Below are 24,502 nucleotides of genomic sequence, written 5' to 3'. Positions count from 1 at the left end.
TTAAATAAATCAGCTATTTCAATTAAAAGTAGATGCTTTACAACTTAAATTAGTATAATCCTTATCTTTGCATATTGAATAAAATTTAAAACGGTTAATTAAACAACTATGAGCAATTTAGAATTGTCAGATCAAGAAATTCAACGTAGAGAAACGTTGACGAAATTAAGAGAGCATGGAATCGATCCATACCCTGCAGCCCTTTTCCCAGTAACGGATAAAGCCAAACAGATTAAGGAGAATTTCAAGGAGGACAAGGAAGTTGTGATTGCTGGTCGTTTAATGCGTCGTAAAATTCAAGGAAAAGCTTCTTTTGGAGATTTACAAGATGACACTGGAAGAATTCAAGTTTATTTTAACCGCGACGAAATCTGTCCAGGTGAAGATAAAACATTGTACAATGATGTCTTCAAAAAACTTTTGGATTTAGGAGATTTCATTGGTATTAAAGGAAAAGTTTTTAAAACTCAAGTTGGAGAAATCTCAATAAAGGTTACGGAATTTACAATGCTTTCGAAATCATTGAGACCATTACCACTTCCAAAAACAGATGCTGATGGAAATGTACATGATGCATTTACTGATCCGGAAATGCGTTACCGCCAGCGTTATGTTGATTTGGTTGTAAATCCAAACGTAAAAGAAGTATTCGTTAAAAGAAGTAAACTTTACTCAGCGATGCGTAATTACTTTAACGAAGCAGGTTATATGGAAGTAGAAACACCAGTTTTACAACCAATTCCTGGTGGAGCAGCTGCACGTCCTTTCGTAACTCACCACAATGCTTTGGATATTCCATTATATATGAGAATTGCCAATGAATTGTACCTAAAAAGATTAATCGTTGGTGGATTTGATGGGGTTTATGAATTTTCTAAAAACTTCAGAAATGAAGGAATGGACAGAACACATAATCCTGAATTTACTGCAATGGAAATCTATGTTGCATATAAAGATTACAATTGGATGATGGAGTTTACTGAAAACTTATTAGAGCATTGTGCAATGCAAGTTAACGGTTCAACAACATCAACATTTGCAGGAAATGAAATCAACTTCAAGGCTCCTTATGCACGTGTTACAATGCGTGATTCTATCATCGAATTTACAGGTTTCGACATCAAAGGAAAATCGGAAGATGAACTGAGAACGGCTGCCAAAGGAATGGGAATCGAAGTTGATGAAACGATGGGGAAAGGAAAATTAATCGATGAAATTTTTGGTGAAAAATGTGAAGGAAATTACATTCAACCAACATTCATCATTGACTATCCAAAAGAAATGTCTCCTTTGTGTAAATCACACCGTGAAGATCCAGAATTGACAGAACGTTTTGAATTGATGGTTTGTGGAAAAGAAATTGCAAATGCTTATTCTGAGTTGAATGACCCAATTGAACAAAGAGAACGTTTCGAAGATCAAGTACGTTTGGCTCAAAAAGGAGATGACGAAGCAACGGAAATGATTGACCAAGATTTCTTACGTGCATTGGAATACGGAATGCCGCCAACCTCTGGATTAGGAATTGGAATGGACCGATTAATTATGTACTTAACAAACAATGAAGCAATTCAAGAAGTACTGTTCTTCCCTCAAATGAAACCAGAGAATTTTGGAGCAAAGAAAGGACCTGAACTGAATGAAAATGAACAGTTGATTTTCGATTTATTGGCCAAAGAACAATCGATGGAGTTAAATTCGTTGAAAGATAAAACAGGTTTAAGCAACAAACAATGGGATAAAGGTGTGAAAGGTTTAACGAAGCATGGCGTAGCCAAAGTAACGAAAAACGAAGATATTTTAACTATTGAAATTATCGGTTAAACCCATATTTTCAATCTTCATAATTTAGAAAGCCACAACTTAAGTTGTGGCTTTTTTCTGGTTTAATTATGGTAAAAAACTCTATTTTTGTGTTTAAATAAAATTACACTTATGAAAAGTTTTCTAACAATACTCCTACTTTCCATTTCCCTGATTTCTTTTAGCCAATCAATTACATTAAAAAATGCATATATTCTTCAAGTAAATGAAACTACGGATGATATCATTTACCAAGGAAAATCAAAATCGAATATCACATTTTTGATAAGTGACTCCACAGTTCATCATACAGAGATTAAGAGGAAAACAGATGAAGTAATCAAAGATGTAACTTACACTATTCTTAAAAATGAAATGATAAAAAGAGTACATTCAATCACAATGCAAGCAGATGAAATGCAATATGTATTACTTATTCCTAAGAACAGAAGAAAAAAAGTTGCACTAAGCTTCAATAAAATTACCACTGTAATTTCGGGTAGAACAAAAAAGCTGGATTAACTATTGAATATCTTATAAACCAACAATATATTCTAAGCTTTCAGAGTAAGGAAAGATGATATTTAAAACAACAATTCACTTCAAGCTTAGCTAAAAAAAGCAGAATGTTAGCTGTTTTTTCATCCTTGAAATCTTCCTTTCGTTCATAACTTTTCGATATAAATCTTACCAAAAACTGGGATACATATCCCAACTTTTTACTTTTGTAGAAAATCAAAAGTAGCGTATGTTTTTAGAGCAATTTCCTGAAGATGGCAAGTTTCACGGCTGGGTAGAAGTTATTTGTGGATCAATGTTTTCTGGTAAAACAGAAGAATTAATTCGCAGATTGAGGCGTATAAATTTTGCTGGACAAGAATTGCTTCTATTCAAGCCACGAATTGACAAACGCTACAGCGAAGAAAATATAGTGAGTCATAACGGAGCAAGTTTTGAAGCAATACAGGTAAATTCATCGAAAGAAATTCTCGAACATTGGAAAAAAGAACGCATTGTAGCAATTGATGAAGCTCAGTTTTTTGATGAAGAAATTGTTGAAGTCGTAAACCATTTGGCTTCACGTGGCGTACGTGTTATTTGTGCCGGTCTAGATATGGATTTCCAAGCAAAACCCTTCGGACCAATGCCTTTTCTAATGGCTTCTGCTGAATATGTTACAAAAGTTCATGCCATTTGTATGTCTTGTGGTAACTTAGCACAGTTTTCTCACAGAAAAACAAAAGAAAAAGAACAAGTTCTGGTTGGAGCTGTTCAAGAATACGAACCACTTTGCAGGTCGTGTTATAATAAAATAGAACATTGAAACTAAATCTTACACACACAAAATTAGTCGACATTGTTTCAGGTAAAGCGGAAGCGTTATCTGAGCAACAAATCGATATTATATACTACGATACCCGACTCATTAACACGAGTAGAAACGGTGTTTTTTTCGCTTTGAGTGGCCGAAGAAATGGTCATGATTTTGTTCAGAAAGCATACGATAAAGGTATTCGTAGTTTTGTGTTAAGTAAGAAAGTCGAATTACCAGAAGATGCAGTAATTATCACGGTAGAAGATACATTGCGCGCCTTACAAGCAGTGGCCAAATACCATAGAAATCAATTTTTCTACCCTGTTTTAGCGATTACTGGTAGCTTGGGAAAAACTACAATCAAAGAATGGTTGTATTTTTTATTGTCTGAAGAATTCAACATCATTCGCAGTCCGAAAAGCTTTAATTCTCAAATTGGAGTGGCCATTTCGTTATTAAATATGACCGAAGACCACGATTTTGCAATTATTGAAGCAGACATTTCCCATCCAAATGAAATGGAGTTTATCGAAGATATGGTTTCTCCTACCCTTGGTATTTTTACCGGAGTTGGACATTTCTATCTAGATAATTTTGAATCTCAAAAAATTCATGCATCGGAACACTTAAAACTCTTTAAACATTCAAACATCACATTTTCGCTAAATGATCAAAAGAGTGCATTGCGAAGAAATAAAATCAATGCTGATTTAATTGATGTTAGCAACTGGAAAAATGTTGATTTCTCACAATTATCTTATTCGAACAATAGAATTATAGCATTGCATGTTGCTGAGTTTTTAGGAATCGATAAAGAAACTTTAAATAAAAAAGCTGCACTGTTACCTGTTCTTTCGAATAGAATGGAAGTTTTTGAAGGCCAAGACAATAACCTCATCATTAATGATTCTTACAACATTGATGTTGACGCCTTGGAACAAGCATTATCTTATCAGTTTTCATCTGAAGAACGCAAGGATAAAATTGTGGTTCTCGACCTTTCATTCGTAGATGAAAATAGGAAAAAAGCAATTTTAGATGTAGTAGATAGCTATCAGCCTACTCAATTATTTATTATTGAAAACAATCAAGTTCCGCAAGAATTACTTGAGGTAAAAAACTCCAGTATCTTATTCAAAGGTTCTTACCGTTCCAGATTGAAAGAGATGGTTCAATTGTTTAAAAATCGAAAGCACGAAACTTGGGTGGAATTCGATTTGAAAGCAATAGAACACAACATCTCCGTTTTTCAAAATAAATTACCTGAAGGAACTAAAACGATGGTAATGGTAAAAGCCTCTTCCTATGGCACTGGTGATGTAAACATTCCTCATTTTCTACAGCAACTCGGAATAAACTATTTGGGAGTTGCCTACACAGATGAAGGGACAACATTACGTGAAAACGGTATTAATTTACCCATACTTATAATGAATACGGAAATTGAAGCTTTCGAAGATCTAATCCGATTTAATTTAGAGCCTTCCGTGTTTTCGATGAGTCAATTAGATTCATTATGCAATCGTTTGAAACAAGATAATATCACTGGTTTTCCGATTCACATTACTGTAGAAACCGGAATGAACCGTTTAGGGTTTTATCCAGAAAACATCTCCGAACTAATTGAAAAATTAAAATCAACACCCGAAGTTAGGGTTAAATCGGTTTACTCTCATTTAGCAGATGCTGACAATCCGGATAATGGCTACAGTTTGCAACAAATCGAAAGTTTTAAAGCCATGAAGCTTCAGTTTGAAAAAGAATTGAATGATGATGCTATTCTTTATCATATTTTGAATAGCGAAGGAACAAGTAAATTTGGGAAAATTGCTGCTTTTGACATGGTGAGATTAGGAATTGGTGTCTTTGGATACACTTCAACTGCAAAAGAAGACGAACTTTTACCTTCGATCAGATGGAAAACCACTATTTCTCAAATAAAAACAATTGAAGCGGGAGAAACCGTAGGTTACAGCAGGACTTTTAAAGCAGATCAACCTATGGATATTGCAACTCTAAGAATTGGTTATGCCGATGGTTTTAGACGCAGTTTAAGCAATGGAGTTGGTGCTGTTTCTATCAATGGTGTGAGCTGCCCTGTTGTTGGAAATGTGTGTATGGACATGACGATGGTAGATGTGAGTGAAGTAAATTGTCAGGCTGGTGATGAAGTTGAAATCATTGGTGAAAGCATCGATATTCAACTGTTTTCTACGCGACTAAACACGATTCCTTATGAGGTAATGACGAGCATTAGTAAACGCGTTTCACGAATATACCTTAAGTAATGATTAAGGTATAACCGCGGAGTTGCACAAAGGTTTTCGCTGAGGTCGCTGAGAAGAGTTCACCTCCGGCGAGGAGAAATCAAAAATTCAACATTCGTAATTCGTAATTATTTTTCACTCCACATGTTGAACATAATAATTAGCCACAATTGATTAAATAAAAACACTTTTCCATTTAAATATTGAGTTTTGATTTTTAAAATTTCTACTACGTTGTAGAACTGGTATTTTTCTAAAACAGCCTGGTTTACGTATTTATCCAACAAGGGTTTTAGCTCATTACTTAGCCAAAGATTCAACGGAATTCCGAAGCCCCATTTTGGTCTATCGAAAAATTCTTTTGGAACATAATCGTAAAGCACTTGTTTCAACAAATATTTAGCGTCACCATCCTTTCTTTTTAGTTGTTCGTCTAGATTGAGTGAGAACTCTACCAAACGATGATCTAAAAGTGGAACCCTAGCTTCCAAACTATTTTGCATCGTTGCTCTATCTACTTTGGTTAGTAAATCTCCGGGCAAATAGTATTTTAAATCAAAAAATGATTGGTTTTCACTTACTTTTAATAAACGGTTGACCTTTCCCACAAGCAAAGGAGAGTAATCATCTTCGAAATGGAAGGTTCTCTTTAATTGTTTCGCAGAATACAGTCCTTGATCAACGGAAAAAATATGAGAGGTTAAATCATCACTTTCACCGAAATCGAAATATTGACTTGCTCTTTGATTATTTACTTTCTTAGAAACTGACAGTCCAGTTTTTAAAAACCAACGCAATGATTTTAAGGTATAAAGCCGATCAGCCCAACTGTACATTCCATAACCCATGAACTGCTCATCTCCTCCATCACCTGTCAAAACCATCGTAACTTTTTCGCTGGCCATTTTAGAAACCAAATAAGTTGGTAAAGCCGAGGCATCAGCGAAAGGTTCATCATACCATTTTGGAATTTCAGTGACTAAATCTTGAATATCCTTATGAGATAAAACAAATTCATGGTGTTTAGTTCCCAAGTGATCAGCAACCTTCTTAGCATATTCACTTTCATTAAAGCTTGCTTCTTCAAATCCGATTGAAAAAGTAGAAATTGGTTCTTTTGAAACTGATTGAGCAACTGCTGCAACAGTCGAAGAATCAATTCCTCCGCTCAGAAAAACACCGAATGGCACATCACTTTGAAGGCGAGATTTAACACTGGACTTTAACAATTCATGATATTGTGATTTCGCTTCATTTTCATCAGAAAGTTCCCTTTTTTGAACCTTTTCTTCCAAATTCCAGTAGTTTTTAATCAAAAAGTCTTCCTTATTCAATTGAATGTATGATCCTTCCTCTAATTTTCTAACTGATTTATATATCGTAAAAGGTGCTGGAATATAACCTAAACGGAAATAATGTTGCATTGCAGTTTCATCCCAATCTTTTTGGTTGATGAATGGTGCAATCGCCTTTAATTCCGAAGCAAAGTACAAGGTTTCTTCGTCCCAAGAATAATAAAGAGGTTTGATTCCTAATCGATCTCGGAAAACAAATAACTCCTCTTTTTCCTCATTCCACACTGCAAAAGCAAACATTCCATTAAATCGTTCAACGCATTTTGCACCCCATGTGATAAAAGCCTGTAAAACCACTTCTGTGTCTGAAGATGTTGTAAAAATTGCGCCTTCTTGGATCAGTTCTTCTTTTAATTCCTTGAAATTATAGAGCTCACCATTATAAACCAATGAATAATTACCACATTTTGAATGCATTGGCTGATTAGCAGCATCAGATAAATCTAAAATACTCAATCTTCTGTGACCTAGTCCGCAAGTTTTGTTTGGATTTACAAATTTCGCTTCTGCATTTGGTCCACGGTGAGCAATTTTATCTGTCATTTTAGCCAGCTGATTAAAATCAACTTTCGCTCTTCTATTTATAATTCCGGTGATTCCACACATGTTTATTTCAGTATTGAGTTGTGAGTAGGAAGTTTTGAGATGCAAGTTTGGAGTAATCGATAATTTTCATACATTCAGGTAATACTCTACTTTTCACTTATTAATGATTACTCCTTATTCCACTTTTTAATCCCTATGCCCCGCCTTGATTGTTAATTGAACCGTTTTATTGAGGGCATGTTCCATAATTGAAAAGTCAAAAGAATCTCTTCGGTGGTAAACTTTTATCCAACCCACGCTTCCAGAAAATAATTTCACTCCGATATATTTATTTCCGTTTTCCATTGAAATTTCTTCAGATGATAATCCATCATCTTGAAAAATGATTGCGTTTGATGATAAATGGTTACTGTTATCTATTTCTTCACCTTCTTCAAAAACTTTTGCCTTTTTGTTTACTTTATTCTCTACGAAAATATTATTTCCAATTCCCAAGGCCTTTACCTCCACTTTTGAATTATGATTTTTACACGAATCTGAAGTACTTATAAAATTATATGCTGTGGTATAAGTAAAACTATAATCATTTTCGCCATTTTTATCAATATCGATTTCAATACTTTGAACTGAATCAAAAGGAAAAGGGATAAACTCCCCACAACTTGGAGTATAGAGTTGAACAGCGCTATCAACAGGATTCAGAGTTAATGATGGAATAAACTTTTCGGTGGTGATATCATTTTCCAATTTCTTCAATTTTTTACACGAAAATGCAATTAGACTAATCAATACCAGAAGAAATAAAACTTGTTTCATATTCAATCTTTTATTCTCTTTATTATAGGTGAAAAATAAGCAAATTAAGCCCTATTTGGAGCCGTTTAATAAGTTCAAAAATAATCATTTCTTGCTGTTAATTCAAAAACTATTTTGCTGTTGTCAAAGTTAGACGTAATTTTGCAACGCTATGGTAAAAATCCGTGATATAGAATTGGGAGACTTCCCTTTATTACTCGCTCCAATGGAAGACGTGAGTGACCCGCCTTTTCGCGCTTTGTGTAAAGAAAATGGAGCAGATTTAATGTATACGGAATTTATTTCTTCCGAAGGCTTAATTCGTGATGCGGTAAAAAGCATTGAAAAGTTAGATATTTTTGAATATGAACGTCCCGTTGGGATTCAAATTTTCGGAAATGACATCGAAAGCATGAAATTAGCTACTGAAATCACTGCAAAAACCAATCCTGACATTATCGATATCAACTATGGTTGCCCAGTAAAGAAGGTGGCGTGTAAAGGTTCAGGAGCTGGAATTCTTCAAGACATTCCAAAGATGGTGAAAATGACCGCTGAAATTGTAAAAAGCACTTCTTTACCTGTGACTGTTAAAACCAGATTAGGTTGGGATGACGATACAAAATTCATCGTTGAAGTTGCTGAGCGTCTTCAAGACGTTGGAATTGAAGGAATTTCTATTCATGGTCGTACACGAAAACAAATGTACAAGGGAGAAGCCAATTGGGATTTGATTGCTGATGTAAAAAATAATCCAAGAATGCATATTCCGGTTTTTGGTAACGGTGATATTGACAGTCCTGAAAAAGCTTTATTGTACAAAGAAAAATATGGTGTTGATGGAATTATGATTGGTCGTGCTTCGATTGGTTATCCATGGATTTTCAATGAAATAAAACACTTCAGAGATACAGGTGAACATTTACCTGGACCAACATTAGAACAAAGAGTTGATGTTGCTCGACGTCACTTAGAAATGAGTGTAAAATGGAAAGGTGAAAAACTAGCCATCGTTGAAATGAAACGTCATTATTCGAACTATTTCAGGGGAGTTCCTCACTTTAAAGCATTCCGTACAAAATTGGTTACAACTTTTGATTTGAACGAAATTAATGATACTTTGGATGAAGTTGCAGAGAAATTCAAAGGAGTTGAATTACTGGTTTAAAATTTTCTGTCTTTAATTTAAAAAAGTAAAAAATGTCTGGAAACAATCGCAATAATGTTCATGTAGGTGCTGAAGTCAAAATTGTATTAAAAAAAGATCAACGCACAGGAATTTTGACTGAAGGAGTTGTTGAGAAAATTTTAACTAGTTCACCAACCCATCCTCACGGAATTAAGGTGAGATTGGATACAGGGGAAGTTGGAAGGGTTAAAGAGATAATGTAATCCTTTCCTCTTTTGACTCGTTCTTTGATCAGGAAGTCAAGCCATGTCAGCATAAAATTTGAACATTGTTAACCCATCTTCTAAAGCCTTTTTTATTCTACTTCCTGCGTTGTCAATAAATCCTTTACAGCTTGACAATCACTTAACTCGACACGCAAAAATTCTTCTTCATTTCTACCGTTTCTTTGAATATTATTTTCCTCGAAATAAGCAGGTTCAATTTTTGTCAAACATTCCTTCTTTTGATCAATTAAGCCCTTAAACTCTTCACTTTCTTCCAGAATTGAATCATTTTCGGCTTCTTTCATCAAGTTTTTGATTTTTAATCTCAATTCAAAACAATCGCAAATTTCCATCTTGTGATTACAGCCAACAATTGAAATTGCTAAGACACAAAACAGAAAATACATGTATAAATTTTTCATAAACTATCTTAATGTTTGGTCAAGATAAGCTTTTAGAAATGAACCGCGAGTTATAAGTTCTATTTATTTAGCAGGTAAAGTAAACAATGGAATACTTAATTTATGGACAATATGTTTTGACAAACTCTTCTTAAAAATATTCGTAAAGAAATTTCTCTTTCTAGGTTGAATTGCCAAAATATCAATGTTTTGCTTCATATAAAGTTCACAAACGGCCTCTTCAAAATTGTTTCCTGTTACCACATAAGAATTTAATTCTTCATAATTCACACCTAATTTTTTCTTCCAAGCTTCCATTTTATCTTTAGTGATCTCTGAAACATCTTTCTCATAATGCAGACTGCAAACGTAGGCGTCGAAATATTTCGCGAAGCGATTTACTTCATTAAAAGAAACAACTTCTTCATCCTTGTAATTGGTTAGATAAGCAATTTTATCGATTGAGTTTGATGGACTAACATCTACTGGAATGCTCAACACATTACATGGAGAATTGTCTATTACTCCTGCTGCAACAGAACCTAAAAAAACTTCTTTTAATCCAGATGCACCAGTCGTTCCCATAACGATATAATCTGCATTTTCTATTTTGGCTAAATCAATTATTCTTGGAACAATTTGACCTTCTGACATTAAATGTTTGAAATCGACATCTCCATACCCATTGTTCTCTGCTTTTCTTCGCAAAGTTTCAACAGATTTTTTAAATTTTTCAAGAGTTTCCATCTCCATAATCTCAAAAACTTCTTTTGAAGTATTGTGCAATGCTCTGCCTAATTCAGGTAATTCATAAACATGAACAAGAACGAGTTCTGCGTTTAATTTTCGCGTTAATTGTAATGCATAAAAAAATGCATTTTCTGCCGCATTTGAAAAGTCGGTTGGATAAAGAATAGTTATCATTGTAGTTTGTATTACGTTAAAATTAACATCGGTTTATTTCACTAAAGATAAGGTCAAAATATCCTTTTTGAATGATGAAAGCTTGAAAAATTAATGATTCATGTAAAAAAATATTTTTTCTTGAATTTTTTATGACGAAAATCATTTTTGGTTTAAAAGCTTATATTTTCTATTTCTAACGGCTATAATATCGTCATTCATAAAACAAATCTCTGGTAATCTTGTTATTTTTGAAAGCAAAGTAATTGATATGAAAATAGAAGTTTGGAGTGATGTAATGTGTCCGTTTTGTTATATCGGAAAACGTAGATTAGAGAAAGCCATAGATGAGCTAAAACTGGAGGATATAGAGATAGAATACAAGAGTTTTTTACTCAACGCAGAATTGAAAACTGATCCAAATTTAAGTGCGAAACAAGAACTCGCCAACTCAAAAGGAATGTCTATAGAGGAAGTTGGTCAAATGTTTAGCCAAGTTACTGACATGGCCAAAGGCGAAGGATTAAATTTCGATTTTGATAAATCGATTGTAGCTAATTCAATCAACGCACACCGAATTTTACATTTAGCCAAGCAAGAAGGAAAACAGGCAGAGGTGAAAGAATTACTGTTAAAAGCGCACTTTGAAGATGGGAAAAATATTGATGATTCACCAACTCTGCAGGCTTTAGCTGAAATGGCTGGAATTTCAAAAGATAAATGTCAGGATGTTTTGAATAGCGAGGCTTTTTCGCAAGATGTGAAAGCAGACATTCAAAAGGCCAGAGATATTGGAGTTAAAGGAGTTCCTTTCTTCGTTTTAGGCGGAAAGTATGCAATTTCTGGAGCACAAAGTACTGAGGTTTTTAAAGGAGCATTGGAACAAAGTTTGGCTGAAGGGTTGTAGGAATATAAAATGGAGAGATTGGAGATGTGAGGGAGTGTTAAAACCCCTCCATCGTCCCGTAAACGACCGGATTTCCTTCTCTTAAATTCACTTTAAAATCATCAATCAAAAACTCCCCTTTCCCCCTGTTCCAAATCAAGGATTTCAGCTGAATATGGTCATAATTTAAGTAGATACTGCTGAGGTTTAGCGAAACATGGGTTGTTGACCATTCGGAACTTAAACTGTCTGAATTGATTGCTTCTTCTAGAGGATATCCTGTCCAAAAAACCGATTCGCCATTTGATTCTAGCGTCACCACCAAAACTGCATCGTTGAATGACGTGTTCTCTTTTGCTTTGAGGGAAAAATCGATGAAATCTGATTTGTTTTGACTTATCTTTTCAAGTTGAATTGTATAACTTGGACCATATTCAATTTCTGAATTTATGAGGTAAGAATTCGAGCCGGAAACAGATTTTAAATCGGTGATAAATTGAGCATCATAATTCCAATATTCAGTTGATTCATCTTCGAAATCCAACATTGATATAAGTGAAATTTTGTTGCTCTTTTTTGAATTTGAATCCGCGTTTTTCTTGGAAAAAAGATAAGTCGCTCCACCAAAATAATTGTTCTCCATTTCAATATTTGGATAGTAATCTAAAATGATCGGAATAGCACGTGGGTCAATGTTATGTAAACTCCCTAAATAAAGTTTATCGTAATTTTTTACATTCTTCGCAATGAATAACTTTAATTCTGACATCGATTCAAAATCATTATACCAAGTGTAATTGAAATCGATTTCTAATTCTTTTATGTAATAATTATTGATGTGCTCAACCGACTGAATTATTGACAGAACATTCTCTTCACTTTCCTTTACTTCCTCATAATCTTCTAGTACTTTCACGTAACAAGATTGATAGAAATAAGTATAATATTGCCGTTCGAAAATCAATGAGTAAATCCCTGCCAACATTACAATGGAAACCAACAGTAAATTTGTTTTGGGCTTACAGTTTGGAAGGTGACCAAAGAATAAAAAGAGAATAAAAGTGAAACTAAAAATCAAGACAGAATTATGCAGAACAGCACTAAAATAAACCGAATAAAAATAACCGATTAAAAAAGGTAGGGTAAACCAACTAGCAAATAAAAGGTAGACTTTCCAATTGATTTTAACCGACCTTTTTATAAAAAAAAAGCCTAATGAAATTCCTAAAACTGTTGAAATTAAAATCCATGAATAATTAAAAATAAAACTGATAAAATGGATTAAAAAATCTGGTTTTGGCTTACCTAACCACTGCTCTACCCCACCTAAACTCAGTTGATAAAAGAAGATGTTTAAATGCGGAATGTAGAGAACAAAGATTCCAATTCCGAGTAAAAAGTATTTAAACAGAAATTGCTTTTTTATGAAGAAAGCGCCACTTAATCCAACAATTGCGGCAAATAATAGACTAAAATGATGATTATAGGCACATAATGCTCCAGAAATGACAAATAGAATTCCATTCAAAAGAAAGTTTTTCTCTGGTTTTTGAATGAGCTTGGTGAGGTAATAAACCAACATCAGAGAAAACAATAATCCGCTGATATACGGTCGGGCAATTTGACTAAACATCACTGTATATTGCAAGGAAGAAACGACTGCTGCTGTTAATAGCCCCACGGTTTCATTGAACCAACGCTTACCAATAAGATAAGTAAAATAAACGGCCAGCACTCCAAAAACGATGAATGGGAATTTGATTGCTTGTTCTGAAAGTCCAAAGATTTTAGACCAATAAAAGAGAAAAACTTGAACTCCTGCTGGATGTCCATCGATTTTAACTCCTTCGTTTATTAAAGCAGAAAAACTGTCAAAATCGAGGCGATCTAAGGCGCTAAATTCATCATGCGTAAACGGAATTTCGGAAAAATTAAACATTCTTAAAACAACAGAAATCACCAAAATGATGATGAGAATCCATTGATTTGAGCGTTGTTTCATACGTGACGGAATTACAATTTAATGATAGATGCGAAATTACTGAAAATTAACCGCATTTGCGCTGTGATGGAACACGGATGACGCGGATTTTCAAACGCGGGTTTTCAAGGATTTTTTCACCGTTGGTGAATTTTTATACATTTATACCATGAAAATGAGTTTACGAATTTTAGTAGGATTGATTGTATTGGTTCTCTTTACGCAATTTCAAATAGAATTGAATCTTTTGGAGGTGAATATTCCCGTAACTGGACAGACTTTAGCTGTTTTGCTGGTGGCTTATGTTTTAGGTTTGAAAGAGGGAACGATCACAATTTTACTCTACCTCATCATTGGATTAGTTGGACTTCCAGTTTTCGCAGATGGTGGAAACGGAATTTCTGCTTTCACCGGAAATAGTGGCGGTTATTTAATTGGCTTTCTTTTTGGTGGGATTTTGACTGGGTTTCTTTCCGAGAGATTCAGAAATACTTTTGTCAATTCTTTATTGGCTGCTTTCTCTGGAACCTGTGTAATTTTACTGTTTGGTGTGACCAGATTGGCCTTTAATTTAGGAATTTCAGATGCTGTAACTTATGGTTTTAATCCATTTGTTTTGGGTGGCATTGTAAAAATACTGATTGGTGGATTATTGGGGTGGCTGATTAAGAAAGTAGTCAACAGAATTTCGGTAAACGCAGTCTCCGTAAACAATGCCGATTAATAGGATTTTTTCACACCTTGCAGAGATGCGCGGCCGTGCGTCTCTGCAAGGTGTGAAAAAAAAATCTAAACCACAATATTTACAATTCTTCCAGGAACAACAATGATCTTTTTCGGTGTTTTACCATCCAAATAATGTTGTGATTTCTCCATTGCAAGCACTTCTTTTTCAATTTCGTCTTTCGATAAATTGTTTGGTAATTCTACCTTGAAACGCATTTTACCATTGAAACTTACTGGATATTCAAATGCATCTTCCACTAAGTATTCTTCGTTGCAAATCGGGTATGTCGCATCACTCACTGTTCCTGCTTCATTTCCTAAAATCACCCATAATTCTTCAGCAATATGAGGTGCGTATGGAGTCAATAAAACAACTAAATCTTGTAAAATAGTTTTGTTGTTGCATTTTTGTTCTGTCAATTCATTCACACAAATCATCAATGCTGAAACCGTTGTATTGAACACATAACGGTCCATATCGTCTTGCGCTTTCTTGATGGTTTTGTGCATCGTTTTTAATGCTTTTGCATCTGCTTTGTCATCAGAAAGAACTACATTCCCTTCTTGGTCATGGAACAATCTCCACACTTTACGTAAGAAGTTATTTACTCCGTTGATTCCTTTCGTGTCCCATGGTTTTGCTTGCTCAATTGGACCCAAGAACATTTCATACATTCTTAAAGTATCCGCTCCGTATTTCTCTACTAAATCATCTGGATTTTGAACGTTGAATTTCGATTTTGACATCTTTTCAACTTCACTTCCGCAAATATATGTTCCGTCATCTTCTACGATAAATTCTGCGTTTGCATATTCTTCTCGAGATGCCTTGAAAGCTTCAGTATCTAATTTATCGTTGTCAACAATGTTAATGTCAACGTGAAGTCTTGCAACTTTATATTTCTTGCGTTTTCCGAAACTGATGAATTTACCACTTTCTTTATCACGGTAAACAAAACTACTTCTTCCCAAGATCATTCCTTGGTTAATCATTTTTTGGAAAGGCTCTTCGAAAGGAATAAAGTCGAAATCATGCAAGAACATTGACCAAAAACGAGAGTACAATAAGTGTCCAGTTGCGTGTTCTGCACCACCAATGTATAAATCTACGTTATTCCAATATTCTGCTTTTTCTTTGGCAACGAATGCACCATCATTTGATGGATCCATATAACGCAAGAAATACCATGAACTACCTGCCCAACCTGGCATCGTGTTCAATTCCATTGGATGAACATTCTCTTCGTCTGCTCTATCTTTACTCGTTAATTCATTCTTTTCAGTATCCCAAAACCACTCTGTAGCATTTCCTAAAGGTGGTTTCCCATCTGGAGTTGGTAAATATTTGTCTACTTCTGGTAATTCGATTGGTAAATATTGGTCTTCGATTGTCTTCGCAATTCCATTGTCATAATATACTGGAAATGGCTCTCCCCAATAACGTTGACGAGAGAAAACAGCATCACGCAAACGGTAATTCGTTTTTGCTTTCCCAATTTTCTTCTCTTCTAAAACTTTAATTGCTTTTTGAATCGCTTCTGCAACTTCTAATCCATCAAGGAAGTCAGAATTAGCGATTTTTCCTTTTTTCTCAGTGTAGGCTTCTTCTTCAATTGAAACGTCAGCGAAAATGTTTTTAATCGGAATTTCGAAGTGTTTCGCGAAATCATAATCACGTTGATCTCCACATGGAACCGCCATTACAGCACCTGTTCCGTAGGAAGCCAAAACGTAATCTCCAATCCAAATTTGAATTTTTTCTCCACTTAAAGGATGAACAGCATAAGCTCCTGTGAATTGTCCCGAGATTGTTTTTGTGTCCGCCATACGGTCTCGCTCCGACTTCAATCCAGCTTTTTGCTGATAAGCACTCACCTCATCTTTGTATTCGTCTGTTGTAATTTTAGCTACCAATTCGTGTTCTGGTGCTAAAACCATAAATGAAACACCATAAATTGTATCAGGACGAGTGGTGAAAACTTGGATTTCCTCATCATGATTATCAACTTTGAAGTTGACAGAAGCACCAACAGATTTTCCAATCCAATTGCGTTGAATATCTTTTACAGCATCCGACCAATCTAATTTGTCTAAACCTTTCAATAAACGTTCAGCATAAGCTGTAATTCGCATTGACCATTGACGCATTAATTTTTGCTCAACAGGATGTCCACCACGTTCTGAAACGCCATTTACGATTTCATCATTGGCCAAAACAGTTCCCAAAGCAGGACACCAGTTTACCCATGAATCTGCTAAATACGTCAAACGGTAATCCATCAAAACAGCATCTTTTTGCTTCGCATCAAATGCATTCCATTCCTCTGCAGAAAATTCAATTTCGCAAGCAGTAACAGCATTTACGTTTGTATTTCCTTCTTTTTCAAAAACAGAAATAAGGTTTTCAATTGACATAGCTTTATCTGCATCTTTACAATAGTAAGCTGCAAATAATTGTTTAAAAATCCATTGCGTCCACTTGTAATATTGCGGATCAGAAGTTCTCACTTCTCTTGACCAATCGAAAGAAAAACCAATTTTATCCAATTGCGAACGGTAACGTTTCAAATTTTCATCTGTCGTTACAGCAGGATGTTGACCTGTTTGAATCGCATATTGTTCAGCTGGCAAACCGAAAGAATCATATCCCATTGGATGCAAAACGTTGAATCCTTTCAATCTTTTGTAACGCGCATAAATGTCCGAAGCGATGTATCCCAGTGGGTGTCCAACGTGTAGTCCTGCCCCAGAAGGATAAGGAAACATCGATAAACCATAATATTTTGGTTTTTCTGAGTCCATTTTGGCTACGTAAGTATTGTTTTCTTGCCAATACTTTCTCCACTTATTCTCTATCGCGTTAAATTCGTATTCCATGCTTTTTACTGTTTCGTTTTTGAAAAGGCAAAGATAATTTTTTTTAAGTTGGTAATTGTAAAGAAAGCTTTAGAATAGGTTTAGTTTTTATTAATACGCTACCACGAGTTTTAAACTCGTGGTTGTACTTAATAAAAACTCACGGTAGCCTATTTTTAAATAATCTATATAAAGTTTTTTAGAATTTGATTGAACGATATTCTATTTTTGGTGTAGATAGCTTCGAACTTAAAAATTGAATTATGAAAAAGGTATTGTTTTTATTCTCTGCAATTGTTTTACTCTCATTTACTTTAGAGCCACTAACCAACGTCGAAGGATGGGTTTTAGCAGGAAGCGAACCTGAATCCTATGAAATAGGTGTCGAAAACGACGCAGATAGAAATGGGAAGGTGGGTTTTATCAAATCTACTAATCCGAAAACGAAAGGATTTGGCACAATAATGCAAGGATTCATTCCAGAAAAATATTTAGACAAACGCGTAAAATTAACCGCTTACATTAAAACAAAAGATGTTAAGGATTGGACTGGCTTATGGATGCGAGTTGATGGCGCACCAGAAAAAGACGGAAAAAACAGAAAAACGCTTGCTTTCGACAATATGAATGATCGCAAAATCACAGGAAATACCTCATGGGAAAAGTACGAAATTGTTTTAGACGTTGATAAAGAAGCGGTAAATCTTGCTTATGGTGTTCTTCTGGCTGGAACAGGCTCTGTGTGGTTAGATGACATAACTTTTGAAATTGTAGAAAAATCTCAAACTACAACTACTGTAAAGAAAATTACGGCTCCTCAGAACACAAGTTTCGAAGATTAATTAGCACAAGTAAATCTTGTTTAAAAAGCGACATAAAATGATCAATAAGCACGATTCCGATGAGGAACTCGTGCTTTTGGTGCGAAAAGGAAACGACAATGCCTTTAACGAACTGTATCAACGTTATGCAAAACGTATGTTGTTCTTCTTTTACACACGGCTTAACCAAGACGAACAAATCGCACAAGATTGTTTGCAAGATCTATTTATAAAAGTGTTAGACAAACTCAATACTTTTGATACAAATCAACGTTTTCTATCTTGGATTTATGCTATAGCTTCAAATATGTGTAAAAATAAATACCGCAAAAATGAAAGAAGTTGGACAAAGGATCAAAATTTTGACTGGACACAATTGATAGATATTAACGCAATCGAAAACTTATCTTCTTCAATAGACAAAGAACTTTTCACGACTTCTTTACAAAAGGAACTTTCTAAAATGTCTGATGACAATAGAATGATTTTTTTATTGAAACATCAGGATGGGCTAACTGTTCCTGAAATAAGTGAAATTATAGGTTGTCCAGAAGGAACTGTAAAGTCGAAATTATTTTATACGATCAAAAAGCTTTGCATAGAATTAAAAGTATTTAACGAATAAAGTAGCTTCAAGTCAAGGTTAAGAAATGAAAATGAATAATAGAAAATAAGGTCATGGGAAAAACGGACAACTATACAATTGAAGAGTTAATTGAATTGGGAGATTTTTCATGTTTGAACGAATCTCAAAAACGAATTGTACTAAGTCAAATGTCACCTGAAGAATTCGATAAAATCAGAGCGATTACGTTAATAAATTCACCAATAATTGGTATTGATAAATTCGGAATCCAGCCTCAACAGAAAATCAATAACGCACTTCTTGTTAAATTAAATTCTTCAAAAAAACCTGTTCTAATTAATTGGTCGATTTACATTTCTTCTGCTGCAGCAATATTGGCACTCTTATTTTTGGTTTATAGTCAATTTTTCAATTCAACTCCAAAAACAGAGCATCAATTAATCGTTGAAAATGAAGCACAAGAGACAAAAGAAGAGCTTGTAGAAAAATTAAAAGAAGATTCGATTGAGAACGATCAAATTGAACGAAATTCAAAAATTGAAAAAGAAGAAATTCTGGTTGAAGTCGATAAACCAATTAAGAATATTGAACCTCCCGCTATAAATCAATACACTAAAACAGAAAATAATTTAGCAATTAACCCTGATGAACTTAAGCAGATTATCAGTGATGCTGAAATTGCAATTAGTGCTACAGATTACGATGCTACTTTAGGTTCTAATTGTAATGTCGAAGATCAAGTATTTCATTATTATACACAGATAGAGTAAACTTAGAATAGATTTAGTTTTTATAAATACGACAGCCTATTTTTAACAAGTCAATAACCCTTTCAACTCCCTAAAATCCTTATCTTCACCGAAAAAAAAACATGAATTTTTCAACTAGTTTAGGAATACTCCGCATTTTGGCTTTGGTAGAAGGAATTTCTTACCTTGCTTTAGGTTTAACGATGCCATTGAAATATATGTATGAAATGCCAATGCCGAACAAAATTGTAGGAATGGCACATGGATTCTTATTTATCTCTTATTGTATTATGGTTTTTGTTGTAAATCAAGAGAAAAAATGGTCACTAATGACAAACTTTTGGGCGTATTTAGCTTCACTTATTCCTTTCGGAACTTTCGTGGCTGATGCGAAGATCTTTAAGAAAGAGCAGGAGAAAGAGTTGAAAACGCTTTAGTTTGTGATGGAACGTGGGCCTTCTACGAGCTCACATTCGGCAAGCTCAGTAACCGCAGTCACCGCAAAAACGGATGCAAGCAACGCGGATACGCGCGGATTTCTTCACCTGTATGATTTAGGGTTATTACCGATTTTGAAATAGCATTGATTGCAGACATTATATAAGAGCGTTGTGTTTAATTACATAACGCTTTTTTTAGTTTATAAAATCTTAACTAAGTAGGAGTACCTAGACGTTTCCTTTAAACCTAATCAATAGACAGCTGAAATTGTTTAAAAGAGATCCCTCCATTCCTAAAATCACAGATTTTAAGAAATGTTCGGGATGACAGTGGGGTGGGTTTAAAGTCAAAAAAAGGGGAGAAAAATTAGTATAGCGATGAGGATCCTATATTTATCGGATCTCTTTTTTCTTAATAAAAAACGATAAAATCAATTGGAATAGCGCTCTTAAATAATTATCAATTGCCCTCTATCAATCCCTCTGCAAAATCTCTTGCCGCACTATCCACAGAAACGTAATCTTCGTATTTTGGTTTAGCGATATGTGCTACTCCCAACATCGTTTTCTCATTGATGATAGCGATATCTAAGAATCCGATTTTCTTATCTAAGAAAGCTTGAACAGTGATTTCATTGGCTGCATTTAAGGCACATGCTGCTGTTCCTTCCATTTCCATCGCTTTGTATGCCGTATCCAAGTTTCTAAAAACTTCTCTGTTCGGTTGTTCGAAAGTTAGATTTGGGTAGTCCATAAAGTTGAATCTTGGGAAATCTGTTTTCAAACGCTCTGGATAAGTCAACGCATATTGAATTGGCAATTTCATATCTGGCAATCCCATTTGTGCTTTCATACTTCCGTCCTCAAATTGCACCAAAGAATGTACAATCGATTGAGGATGAACAATGACATCAATTTGATCTGGTTTTAAAGCAAAAAGCCATTTCGCCTCAATCACTTCCAATCCCTTATTCATTAAAGTAGCAGAATCAATTGTGATTTTTGCACCCATTTCCCAGTTGGGATGTTTTAATGCTTGTTCTGGTTTTACTGTTTTTAATTCTTCTGTTGTCCAACCACGGAATGGTCCGCCTGAAGCTGTCAAGTAGATTTTTTCAATTTTATTATGGAATTCTCCAACCAAACATTGGAAAATAGCTGAATGTTCAGAGTCTACAGGATAAATATTCACTCCGTTTTCTCGGGCCATTTTTGTGATCATCTCACCTGCCACAACCAATGTTTCTTTATTGGCCAAAGCAATGGCTTTTTTCGCTTCGATGGCATGCATTGTTGGTTTTAGTCCTGCATAACCAACCAAAGCAGTTAGAACGATATCAACATCTGCAAATTCTACCACTTGGCAAAGTGAATCTTTCCCTCCGTAAACGTGAATATCGTGGTCTTCAAGCGCTGTTTTTACTTTCTCAAGCAAATCAGTATTGACAATTACAACAGTATTGGGTTGGAATTTTATCGCTTGTTCAATCAACAAATCAGCATTGTTATTTGCAGTGATGACTTCCAAATCGAATAAATCCGGATAAGCCTCAATCACTTCTAATGCTTGTGTTCCAATAGATCCAGTACATCCTAATATGGCGATTCCTTTTGTCTTTTTTTCTTCTTGTTGAGCTCCTGTAATCACGGTAAAATAGTTTAGTGGACGAATTTAATCAATTACGAATGATTTAATTGCGAAAATAATCAATTACGGATGATTTAATTACGAATTACGAATGAAATAAATCCAGTCGTCGAAGTCCCATAACTTAGTTAATTTCGAGCCGATATATCGAAAGGGAGAATTAAATATGTTGAACATAAATGAAAGGTGTCCTCCCTCTTTATCTCCCTCCCAAGGGAGAAATTAAAATCTTTTCAAGATTTTCTCGTAAAAATGCCGTTCATTATTAAAAAGCAGAATCGAATAAAAGATCCTTCAATCTCAAAATCACAGATTTTAACGATTATCAGGATGACAATCACATGGGGATTAAGGGCAAAAACTGGTTTAGAAACAGTCCAAATTATCATCCTGAAGAAATAATTCTTTATCAACTTGTTGAAAAGGATTATTACGAAGGAACTTTTACCAAAAAAAGGACTGCCCACCGACAGTCCTTCCTAAAATCAACTTTTATGCTTTTTAAAAATTAGCAATCAACGACAAAACAAAGTTTCGTCCAGCTCCAGAAAGTCCAGAACTGTACGTACGGTATCTTTGGTCGGTGATATTTTCTAATCCTCCACTCATTGTGAAATTATCGTGGAATTGATACATCGCTTTTAAATTCACAGTGTACCAACTTGGAGCGTAAGTGTTTCCATTGTCATCAATCGCGTAAATGTCACTTTTCCCTTGCTCGGTCACGGCCAAATCTTCGTGAGCTCGTTCACCTTGATATTGTGCATTAACTTCAAGTTTCAATTTTCGGTAAGTATAGCTAAAACGTGTTACACCAAACCATGGAGCAGCATGGCGAGAAGTACTCAAAGAACCATCGTCCATTTCTTCTTGCCCCATTTGGTAATTGAATTTCGAACTCAGCATAAATCCTTTCGTCAAATTGATTTCAATTCCTGCTTGAATTCCATAAACATCAGCTGTTGCAGCATTTTGAATCGCTTGAACTTGACTCATTGTTCCATCATAAATAATGCTGTCCATTCCGTTTAATTGAAAATCACGGCGAACTAATGCATTATCCAACAAAGTATAATATGCAGTTAAATCCAATTTCAACACATTACCAAATACTCTTGTTAACCCTAAATCAACGTTATAAGCATACTCTGCGCTTAAATCGGGATTTGGAATCACAACTGTTCCTGGTTCAGAATCAAAAACTTTTCCGATATCATCTACGTTTGGCGAACGGAAAGCTGTTGAAGCATTAAAACGGAAAACTGTTTTAGCATCTAAACTATATACCGCACCAATTCCTCCTGTCAAAGCTCCATTATTCAAATTAGCTTCTTGAAACGGGAATGAATAGAAAGTGTTATCGAATTGCGCATCCAACAAATAATGTGTGTAACGCAGCCCTCCTTGAACGGTCAATTTATCAGTAATTTTATGTTCATCATTCAAATAAACACCCATCGATTGCCATTGAGATTGTGGATAGCGCGCCGCAGCTGCATCGGTCACTCCTGTATTGATATTTTCTTCAATTCCAGTGGACACAACATCATTAATCACGTATTCAACACCGTAAAACAAGTTATTTTTGGCACTCAGTCGCTTAGAAAAATCAACATTCGCTGAATAAGCATTTACCTCTTCCACTCGTGTTCTTCTGTTTAAATTATTGAATTTTCTATCAATTCTGCTCTCCCCAAAATTTTGATGAGCAATTTTTATACTCATTTGATCGTAAAGGAAATTGGAAGAATAGTTATTTATGGAAAGTTGATTCATCATCCATTTTTGCGGACCATATCCCCATTCTGCATACTTTGGTTCATCACCTTTCATTTCAAGATGACGGTCATAACGCCCGTATGAACTCGTCTCAGAATAATGAAAAGCATACTCCATGTCCCAGTTTTCATTAGGAGAGTATCTCACTTTTTGCATCAAATTCATTTGACTATACGCACTTGGTGATTGCAACAACTCATCCTCCTGATTTACAACTACATCCATACTGTCAATTCGTTGAACATTGTAGGGTTTCAAATATTCTTCCGGACCATTGCTTCCCTGGCGTAAATCGCCAAATTTATTTGCAGAAACGCTTGTCAAAATGGCCCACTTCTTCCAACCTACATTTACATTGAAATGACCTGTATTTTCGTTGTTTGCCGAAGAATAACGCATCATCGCTTTACCTTTCACAAAGGGTTGATCATCCAAAGAAAATTCTGGTTTCAAAGTTTGAAAACTCATTACCCCTCCTATCGCGTCACTACCATAAATTGTAGAACTCGACCCAAACAAAACCTCTGCACTTTCCATCGCTAATGGATCCAAGGAAATAACGTTTTGAAGGTTTCCACCTCTAAAAATTGCGTTATTCATTCTTACTCCATCAATTGTGTACAATAATCGATTTGTAGAGAATCCACGTATCATTGGACTTCCACCACCTTGCTGGCTTTTTTGGATGAATACATCTCCAGAAACACTCAATAAATCGGCAGCTGTTTGAGGATTCTGTAGCGCGATATCTTTCGCAGTCAAACGACTCACTTTGTAAGGAACATCAGAAGAAATCTGACTCCACTTATTTGCCGAAATTACTACTTCATTCATCATGAATACACTCGCTGTCATCTCGATTTTAAAATTGAGATTTTCTATCTCTGTGTAATCAAATTCCTTAGGTTCATATCCGTACAACCTGAAATTGATATCATTCAACCCATAAAATTCGGTAATATCAGCTTGACCTTGTCCATTTGTAATCAACATTTTTATTGAACCTTTGCTCCCAATTTGAACAAATTCAATAGGTTCTTTTGTTGTTTCATCAATGACAGTAATTTGTTGCGCCATTGATATGGAAATACTGAATAGCATTCCCACGAGTATTATTAATCTCATTTATAATATTTTATTAATTCCTTCGCTTTTCAGCGAAATAAAACGACTATTAATTTGTTGGTTCAATTCATAATTTGAAAAAACCAACAAATATAATTCCAAAGCAAATTTATCCTTTCTAAAAT

General features: G+C 34.9%; 20 protein-coding genes. 12 read left to right on the top strand and 8 right to left on the bottom strand.

Translation table 11 applies throughout. The features are described from left to right. Window positions 1–108 precede the first annotated feature (108 nt). The 4 genes from lysS to alr all read left to right on the top strand — a co-directional run bounded on the left by lysS (window position 109) and on the right by alr (window position 5,406). On the top strand, window positions 109–1,824 hold the full coding sequence (gene lysS / locus C6368_RS12205; RefSeq protein WP_107039494.1) for a lysine--tRNA ligase: 1,716 nt from the start codon (window positions 109–111) through the stop codon (window positions 1,822–1,824). Window positions 1,825–1,935: 111 nt separating this feature from the next. Next, on the top strand, window positions 1,936–2,325 hold the full coding sequence (locus tag C6368_RS12200) for a hypothetical protein (RefSeq protein WP_107039493.1): 390 nt from the start codon (window positions 1,936–1,938) through the stop codon (window positions 2,323–2,325). 226 nt (window positions 2,326–2,551) lie between these two features. Then, entirely contained in the window at window positions 2,552–3,127 is a 576-nt protein-coding gene (locus tag C6368_RS12195; protein ID WP_107039492.1) for a thymidine kinase, read from the top strand. Further along, window positions 3,124–5,406, top strand: coding sequence for an alanine racemase (gene alr, locus C6368_RS12190; RefSeq protein WP_107039491.1), 2,283 nt, complete (start codon window positions 3,124–3,126; stop codon window positions 5,404–5,406). Before C6368_RS12195 ends, alr begins: the two co-directional genes overlap by 4 nt. 107 nt (window positions 5,407–5,513) lie before the next feature. Here alr and asnB read toward each other — a convergent pair whose 3' ends face one another. Together asnB and C6368_RS12180 are read right to left on the bottom strand one after the other, a co-directional pair. After that, the gene (asnB, locus tag C6368_RS12185) at window positions 5,514–7,346 is read right to left on the bottom strand and encodes an asparagine synthase (glutamine-hydrolyzing) (protein ID WP_107039490.1); all 1,833 of its coding nucleotides are present in this window, start codon (window positions 7,344–7,346) and stop codon (window positions 5,514–5,516) included. A gap of 126 nt (window positions 7,347–7,472) precedes the next feature. Then, complete coding sequence (locus C6368_RS12180; protein ID WP_107039489.1) at window positions 7,473–8,102, bottom strand: hypothetical protein; 630 nt, start codon at window positions 8,100–8,102, stop codon at window positions 7,473–7,475. A gap of 151 nt (window positions 8,103–8,253) precedes the next feature. On the opposite strand from C6368_RS12180, the gene dusB reads away from it, so the two are divergent. Continuing rightward, on the top strand, window positions 8,254–9,249 hold the full coding sequence (dusB, locus tag C6368_RS12175) for a tRNA dihydrouridine synthase DusB (protein WP_107039488.1): 996 nt from the start codon (window positions 8,254–8,256) through the stop codon (window positions 9,247–9,249). A gap of 32 nt (window positions 9,250–9,281) precedes the next feature. Next, window positions 9,282–9,473, top strand: coding sequence for a YwbE family protein (locus tag C6368_RS12170; protein ID WP_107039487.1), 192 nt, complete (start codon window positions 9,282–9,284; stop codon window positions 9,471–9,473). A gap of 92 nt (window positions 9,474–9,565) precedes the next feature. Here C6368_RS12170 and C6368_RS12165 read toward each other — a convergent pair whose 3' ends face one another. After that, window positions 9,566–9,781, bottom strand: coding sequence for a hypothetical protein (locus C6368_RS12165; protein WP_159038584.1), 216 nt, complete (start codon window positions 9,779–9,781; stop codon window positions 9,566–9,568). Window positions 9,782–9,961: 180 nt separating this feature from the next. Continuing rightward, window positions 9,962–10,801, bottom strand: coding sequence for a universal stress protein (locus C6368_RS12160; protein ID WP_107039485.1), 840 nt, complete (start codon window positions 10,799–10,801; stop codon window positions 9,962–9,964). Between the two features lie 250 nt (window positions 10,802–11,051). On the opposite strand from C6368_RS12160, the gene C6368_RS12155 reads away from it, so the two are divergent. Continuing rightward, window positions 11,052–11,687, top strand: a complete 636-nt coding sequence (locus C6368_RS12155) for a DsbA family oxidoreductase (protein ID WP_107039484.1) — start codon at window positions 11,052–11,054, stop codon at window positions 11,685–11,687. A 37-nt stretch (window positions 11,688–11,724) separates the two neighbouring features. On the opposite strand, the gene C6368_RS12150 is transcribed toward C6368_RS12155, so the two are convergent. Continuing rightward, on the bottom strand, window positions 11,725–13,668 hold the full coding sequence (locus tag C6368_RS12150) for a glycosyltransferase family 39 protein (RefSeq protein WP_107039483.1): 1,944 nt from the start codon (window positions 13,666–13,668) through the stop codon (window positions 11,725–11,727). A gap of 154 nt (window positions 13,669–13,822) precedes the next feature. Here C6368_RS12150 and C6368_RS12145 point away from each other — a divergent pair, with 154 nt between their 5' ends. Next, a complete protein-coding gene (locus tag C6368_RS12145) occupies window positions 13,823–14,371 on the top strand; it encodes a biotin transporter BioY (RefSeq protein ID WP_159038583.1) in 549 nt (182 codons plus the stop codon). A 65-nt stretch (window positions 14,372–14,436) separates the two neighbouring features. Here C6368_RS12145 and leuS read toward each other — a convergent pair whose 3' ends face one another. Next, entirely contained in the window at window positions 14,437–17,250 is a 2,814-nt protein-coding gene (leuS, locus tag C6368_RS12140) for a leucine--tRNA ligase (protein WP_107039481.1), read from the bottom strand. Window positions 17,251–17,492: 242 nt separating this feature from the next. Between leuS and C6368_RS12135 the strand changes: the two genes are divergently transcribed. The 4 genes from C6368_RS12135 (at window position 17,493) to C6368_RS12120 (ending at window position 19,822) form a co-directional block, all read left to right on the top strand. Further along, window positions 17,493–18,071: a hypothetical protein gene (locus C6368_RS12135; protein WP_107039480.1), complete on the top strand. Its 579-nt coding sequence runs from the start codon at window positions 17,493–17,495 to the stop codon at window positions 18,069–18,071. Window positions 18,072–18,108: 37 nt separating this feature from the next. Beyond that, window positions 18,109–18,675 (top strand): RNA polymerase sigma factor, encoded by a 567-nt coding sequence (locus C6368_RS12130; protein ID WP_107039479.1) that lies wholly within the window; start codon window positions 18,109–18,111, stop codon window positions 18,673–18,675. A 53-nt stretch (window positions 18,676–18,728) separates the two neighbouring features. Continuing rightward, on the top strand, window positions 18,729–19,406 hold the full coding sequence (locus C6368_RS12125; RefSeq protein ID WP_107039478.1) for a hypothetical protein: 678 nt from the start codon (window positions 18,729–18,731) through the stop codon (window positions 19,404–19,406). A gap of 101 nt (window positions 19,407–19,507) precedes the next feature. Continuing rightward, complete coding sequence (locus tag C6368_RS12120; protein ID WP_107039477.1) at window positions 19,508–19,822, top strand: DUF3817 domain-containing protein; 315 nt, start codon at window positions 19,508–19,510, stop codon at window positions 19,820–19,822. Window positions 19,823–20,285: 463 nt separating this feature from the next. On the opposite strand, the gene C6368_RS12115 is transcribed toward C6368_RS12120, so the two are convergent. Then, the gene (locus tag C6368_RS12115) at window positions 20,286–21,473 is read right to left on the bottom strand and encodes a 1-deoxy-D-xylulose-5-phosphate reductoisomerase (RefSeq protein WP_234369136.1); all 1,188 of its coding nucleotides are present in this window, start codon (window positions 21,471–21,473) and stop codon (window positions 20,286–20,288) included. 501 nt (window positions 21,474–21,974) lie between these two features. Next, a complete protein-coding gene (locus tag C6368_RS12110) occupies window positions 21,975–24,377 on the bottom strand; it encodes a TonB-dependent receptor (RefSeq protein WP_107039476.1) in 2,403 nt (800 codons plus the stop codon). Window positions 24,378–24,502: the final 125 nt, after the last annotated feature.

This window comes from Brumimicrobium mesophilum, assembly GCF_003025005.1.
GTDB lineage: Bacteria > Bacteroidota > Bacteroidia > Flavobacteriales_D > Crocinitomicaceae > Brumimicrobium > Brumimicrobium mesophilum.
The sequence above is the reverse complement of the archived record's forward strand: the minus strand, read 5'-3'. Positions and strand labels throughout refer to the sequence as shown.

Coding starts and splice junctions, on each gene's coding strand:
- C6368_RS12160 (WP_107039485.1), bottom strand. CDS start 10,801: ATGATAACTATTCTTTATCCAACCGACTTTTCAAATGCGGCAGAAAAT.
- C6368_RS12135 (WP_107039480.1), top strand. CDS start 17,493: ATGAAAAAGGTATTGTTTTTATTCTCTGCAATTGTTTTACTCTCATTT.
- C6368_RS12195 (WP_107039492.1), top strand. CDS start 2,552: ATGTTTTTAGAGCAATTTCCTGAAGATGGCAAGTTTCACGGCTGGGTA.
- leuS (WP_107039481.1), bottom strand. CDS start 17,250: ATGGAATACGAATTTAACGCGATAGAGAATAAGTGGAGAAAGTATTGG.
- C6368_RS12120 (WP_107039477.1), top strand. CDS start 19,508: ATGAATTTTTCAACTAGTTTAGGAATACTCCGCATTTTGGCTTTGGTA.
- C6368_RS12125 (WP_107039478.1), top strand. CDS start 18,729: ATGGGAAAAACGGACAACTATACAATTGAAGAGTTAATTGAATTGGGA.
- C6368_RS12170 (WP_107039487.1), top strand. CDS start 9,282: ATGTCTGGAAACAATCGCAATAATGTTCATGTAGGTGCTGAAGTCAAA.
- C6368_RS12200 (WP_107039493.1), top strand. CDS start 1,936: ATGAAAAGTTTTCTAACAATACTCCTACTTTCCATTTCCCTGATTTCT.
- C6368_RS12145 (WP_159038583.1), top strand. CDS start 13,823: ATGAGTTTACGAATTTTAGTAGGATTGATTGTATTGGTTCTCTTTACG.
- asnB (WP_107039490.1), bottom strand. CDS start 7,346: ATGTGTGGAATCACCGGAATTATAAATAGAAGAGCGAAAGTTGATTTT.
- C6368_RS12155 (WP_107039484.1), top strand. CDS start 11,052: ATGAAAATAGAAGTTTGGAGTGATGTAATGTGTCCGTTTTGTTATATC.
- C6368_RS12150 (WP_107039483.1), bottom strand. CDS start 13,668: ATGAAACAACGCTCAAATCAATGGATTCTCATCATCATTTTGGTGATT.
- C6368_RS12165 (WP_159038584.1), bottom strand. CDS start 9,781: ATGAAAGAAGCCGAAAATGATTCAATTCTGGAAGAAAGTGAAGAGTTT.
- C6368_RS12180 (WP_107039489.1), bottom strand. CDS start 8,102: ATGAAACAAGTTTTATTTCTTCTGGTATTGATTAGTCTAATTGCATTT.
- C6368_RS12110 (WP_107039476.1), bottom strand. CDS start 24,377: ATGAGATTAATAATACTCGTGGGAATGCTATTCAGTATTTCCATATCA.
- dusB (WP_107039488.1), top strand. CDS start 8,254: ATGGTAAAAATCCGTGATATAGAATTGGGAGACTTCCCTTTATTACTC.
- lysS (WP_107039494.1), top strand. CDS start 109: ATGAGCAATTTAGAATTGTCAGATCAAGAAATTCAACGTAGAGAAACG.
- C6368_RS12130 (WP_107039479.1), top strand. CDS start 18,109: ATGATCAATAAGCACGATTCCGATGAGGAACTCGTGCTTTTGGTGCGA.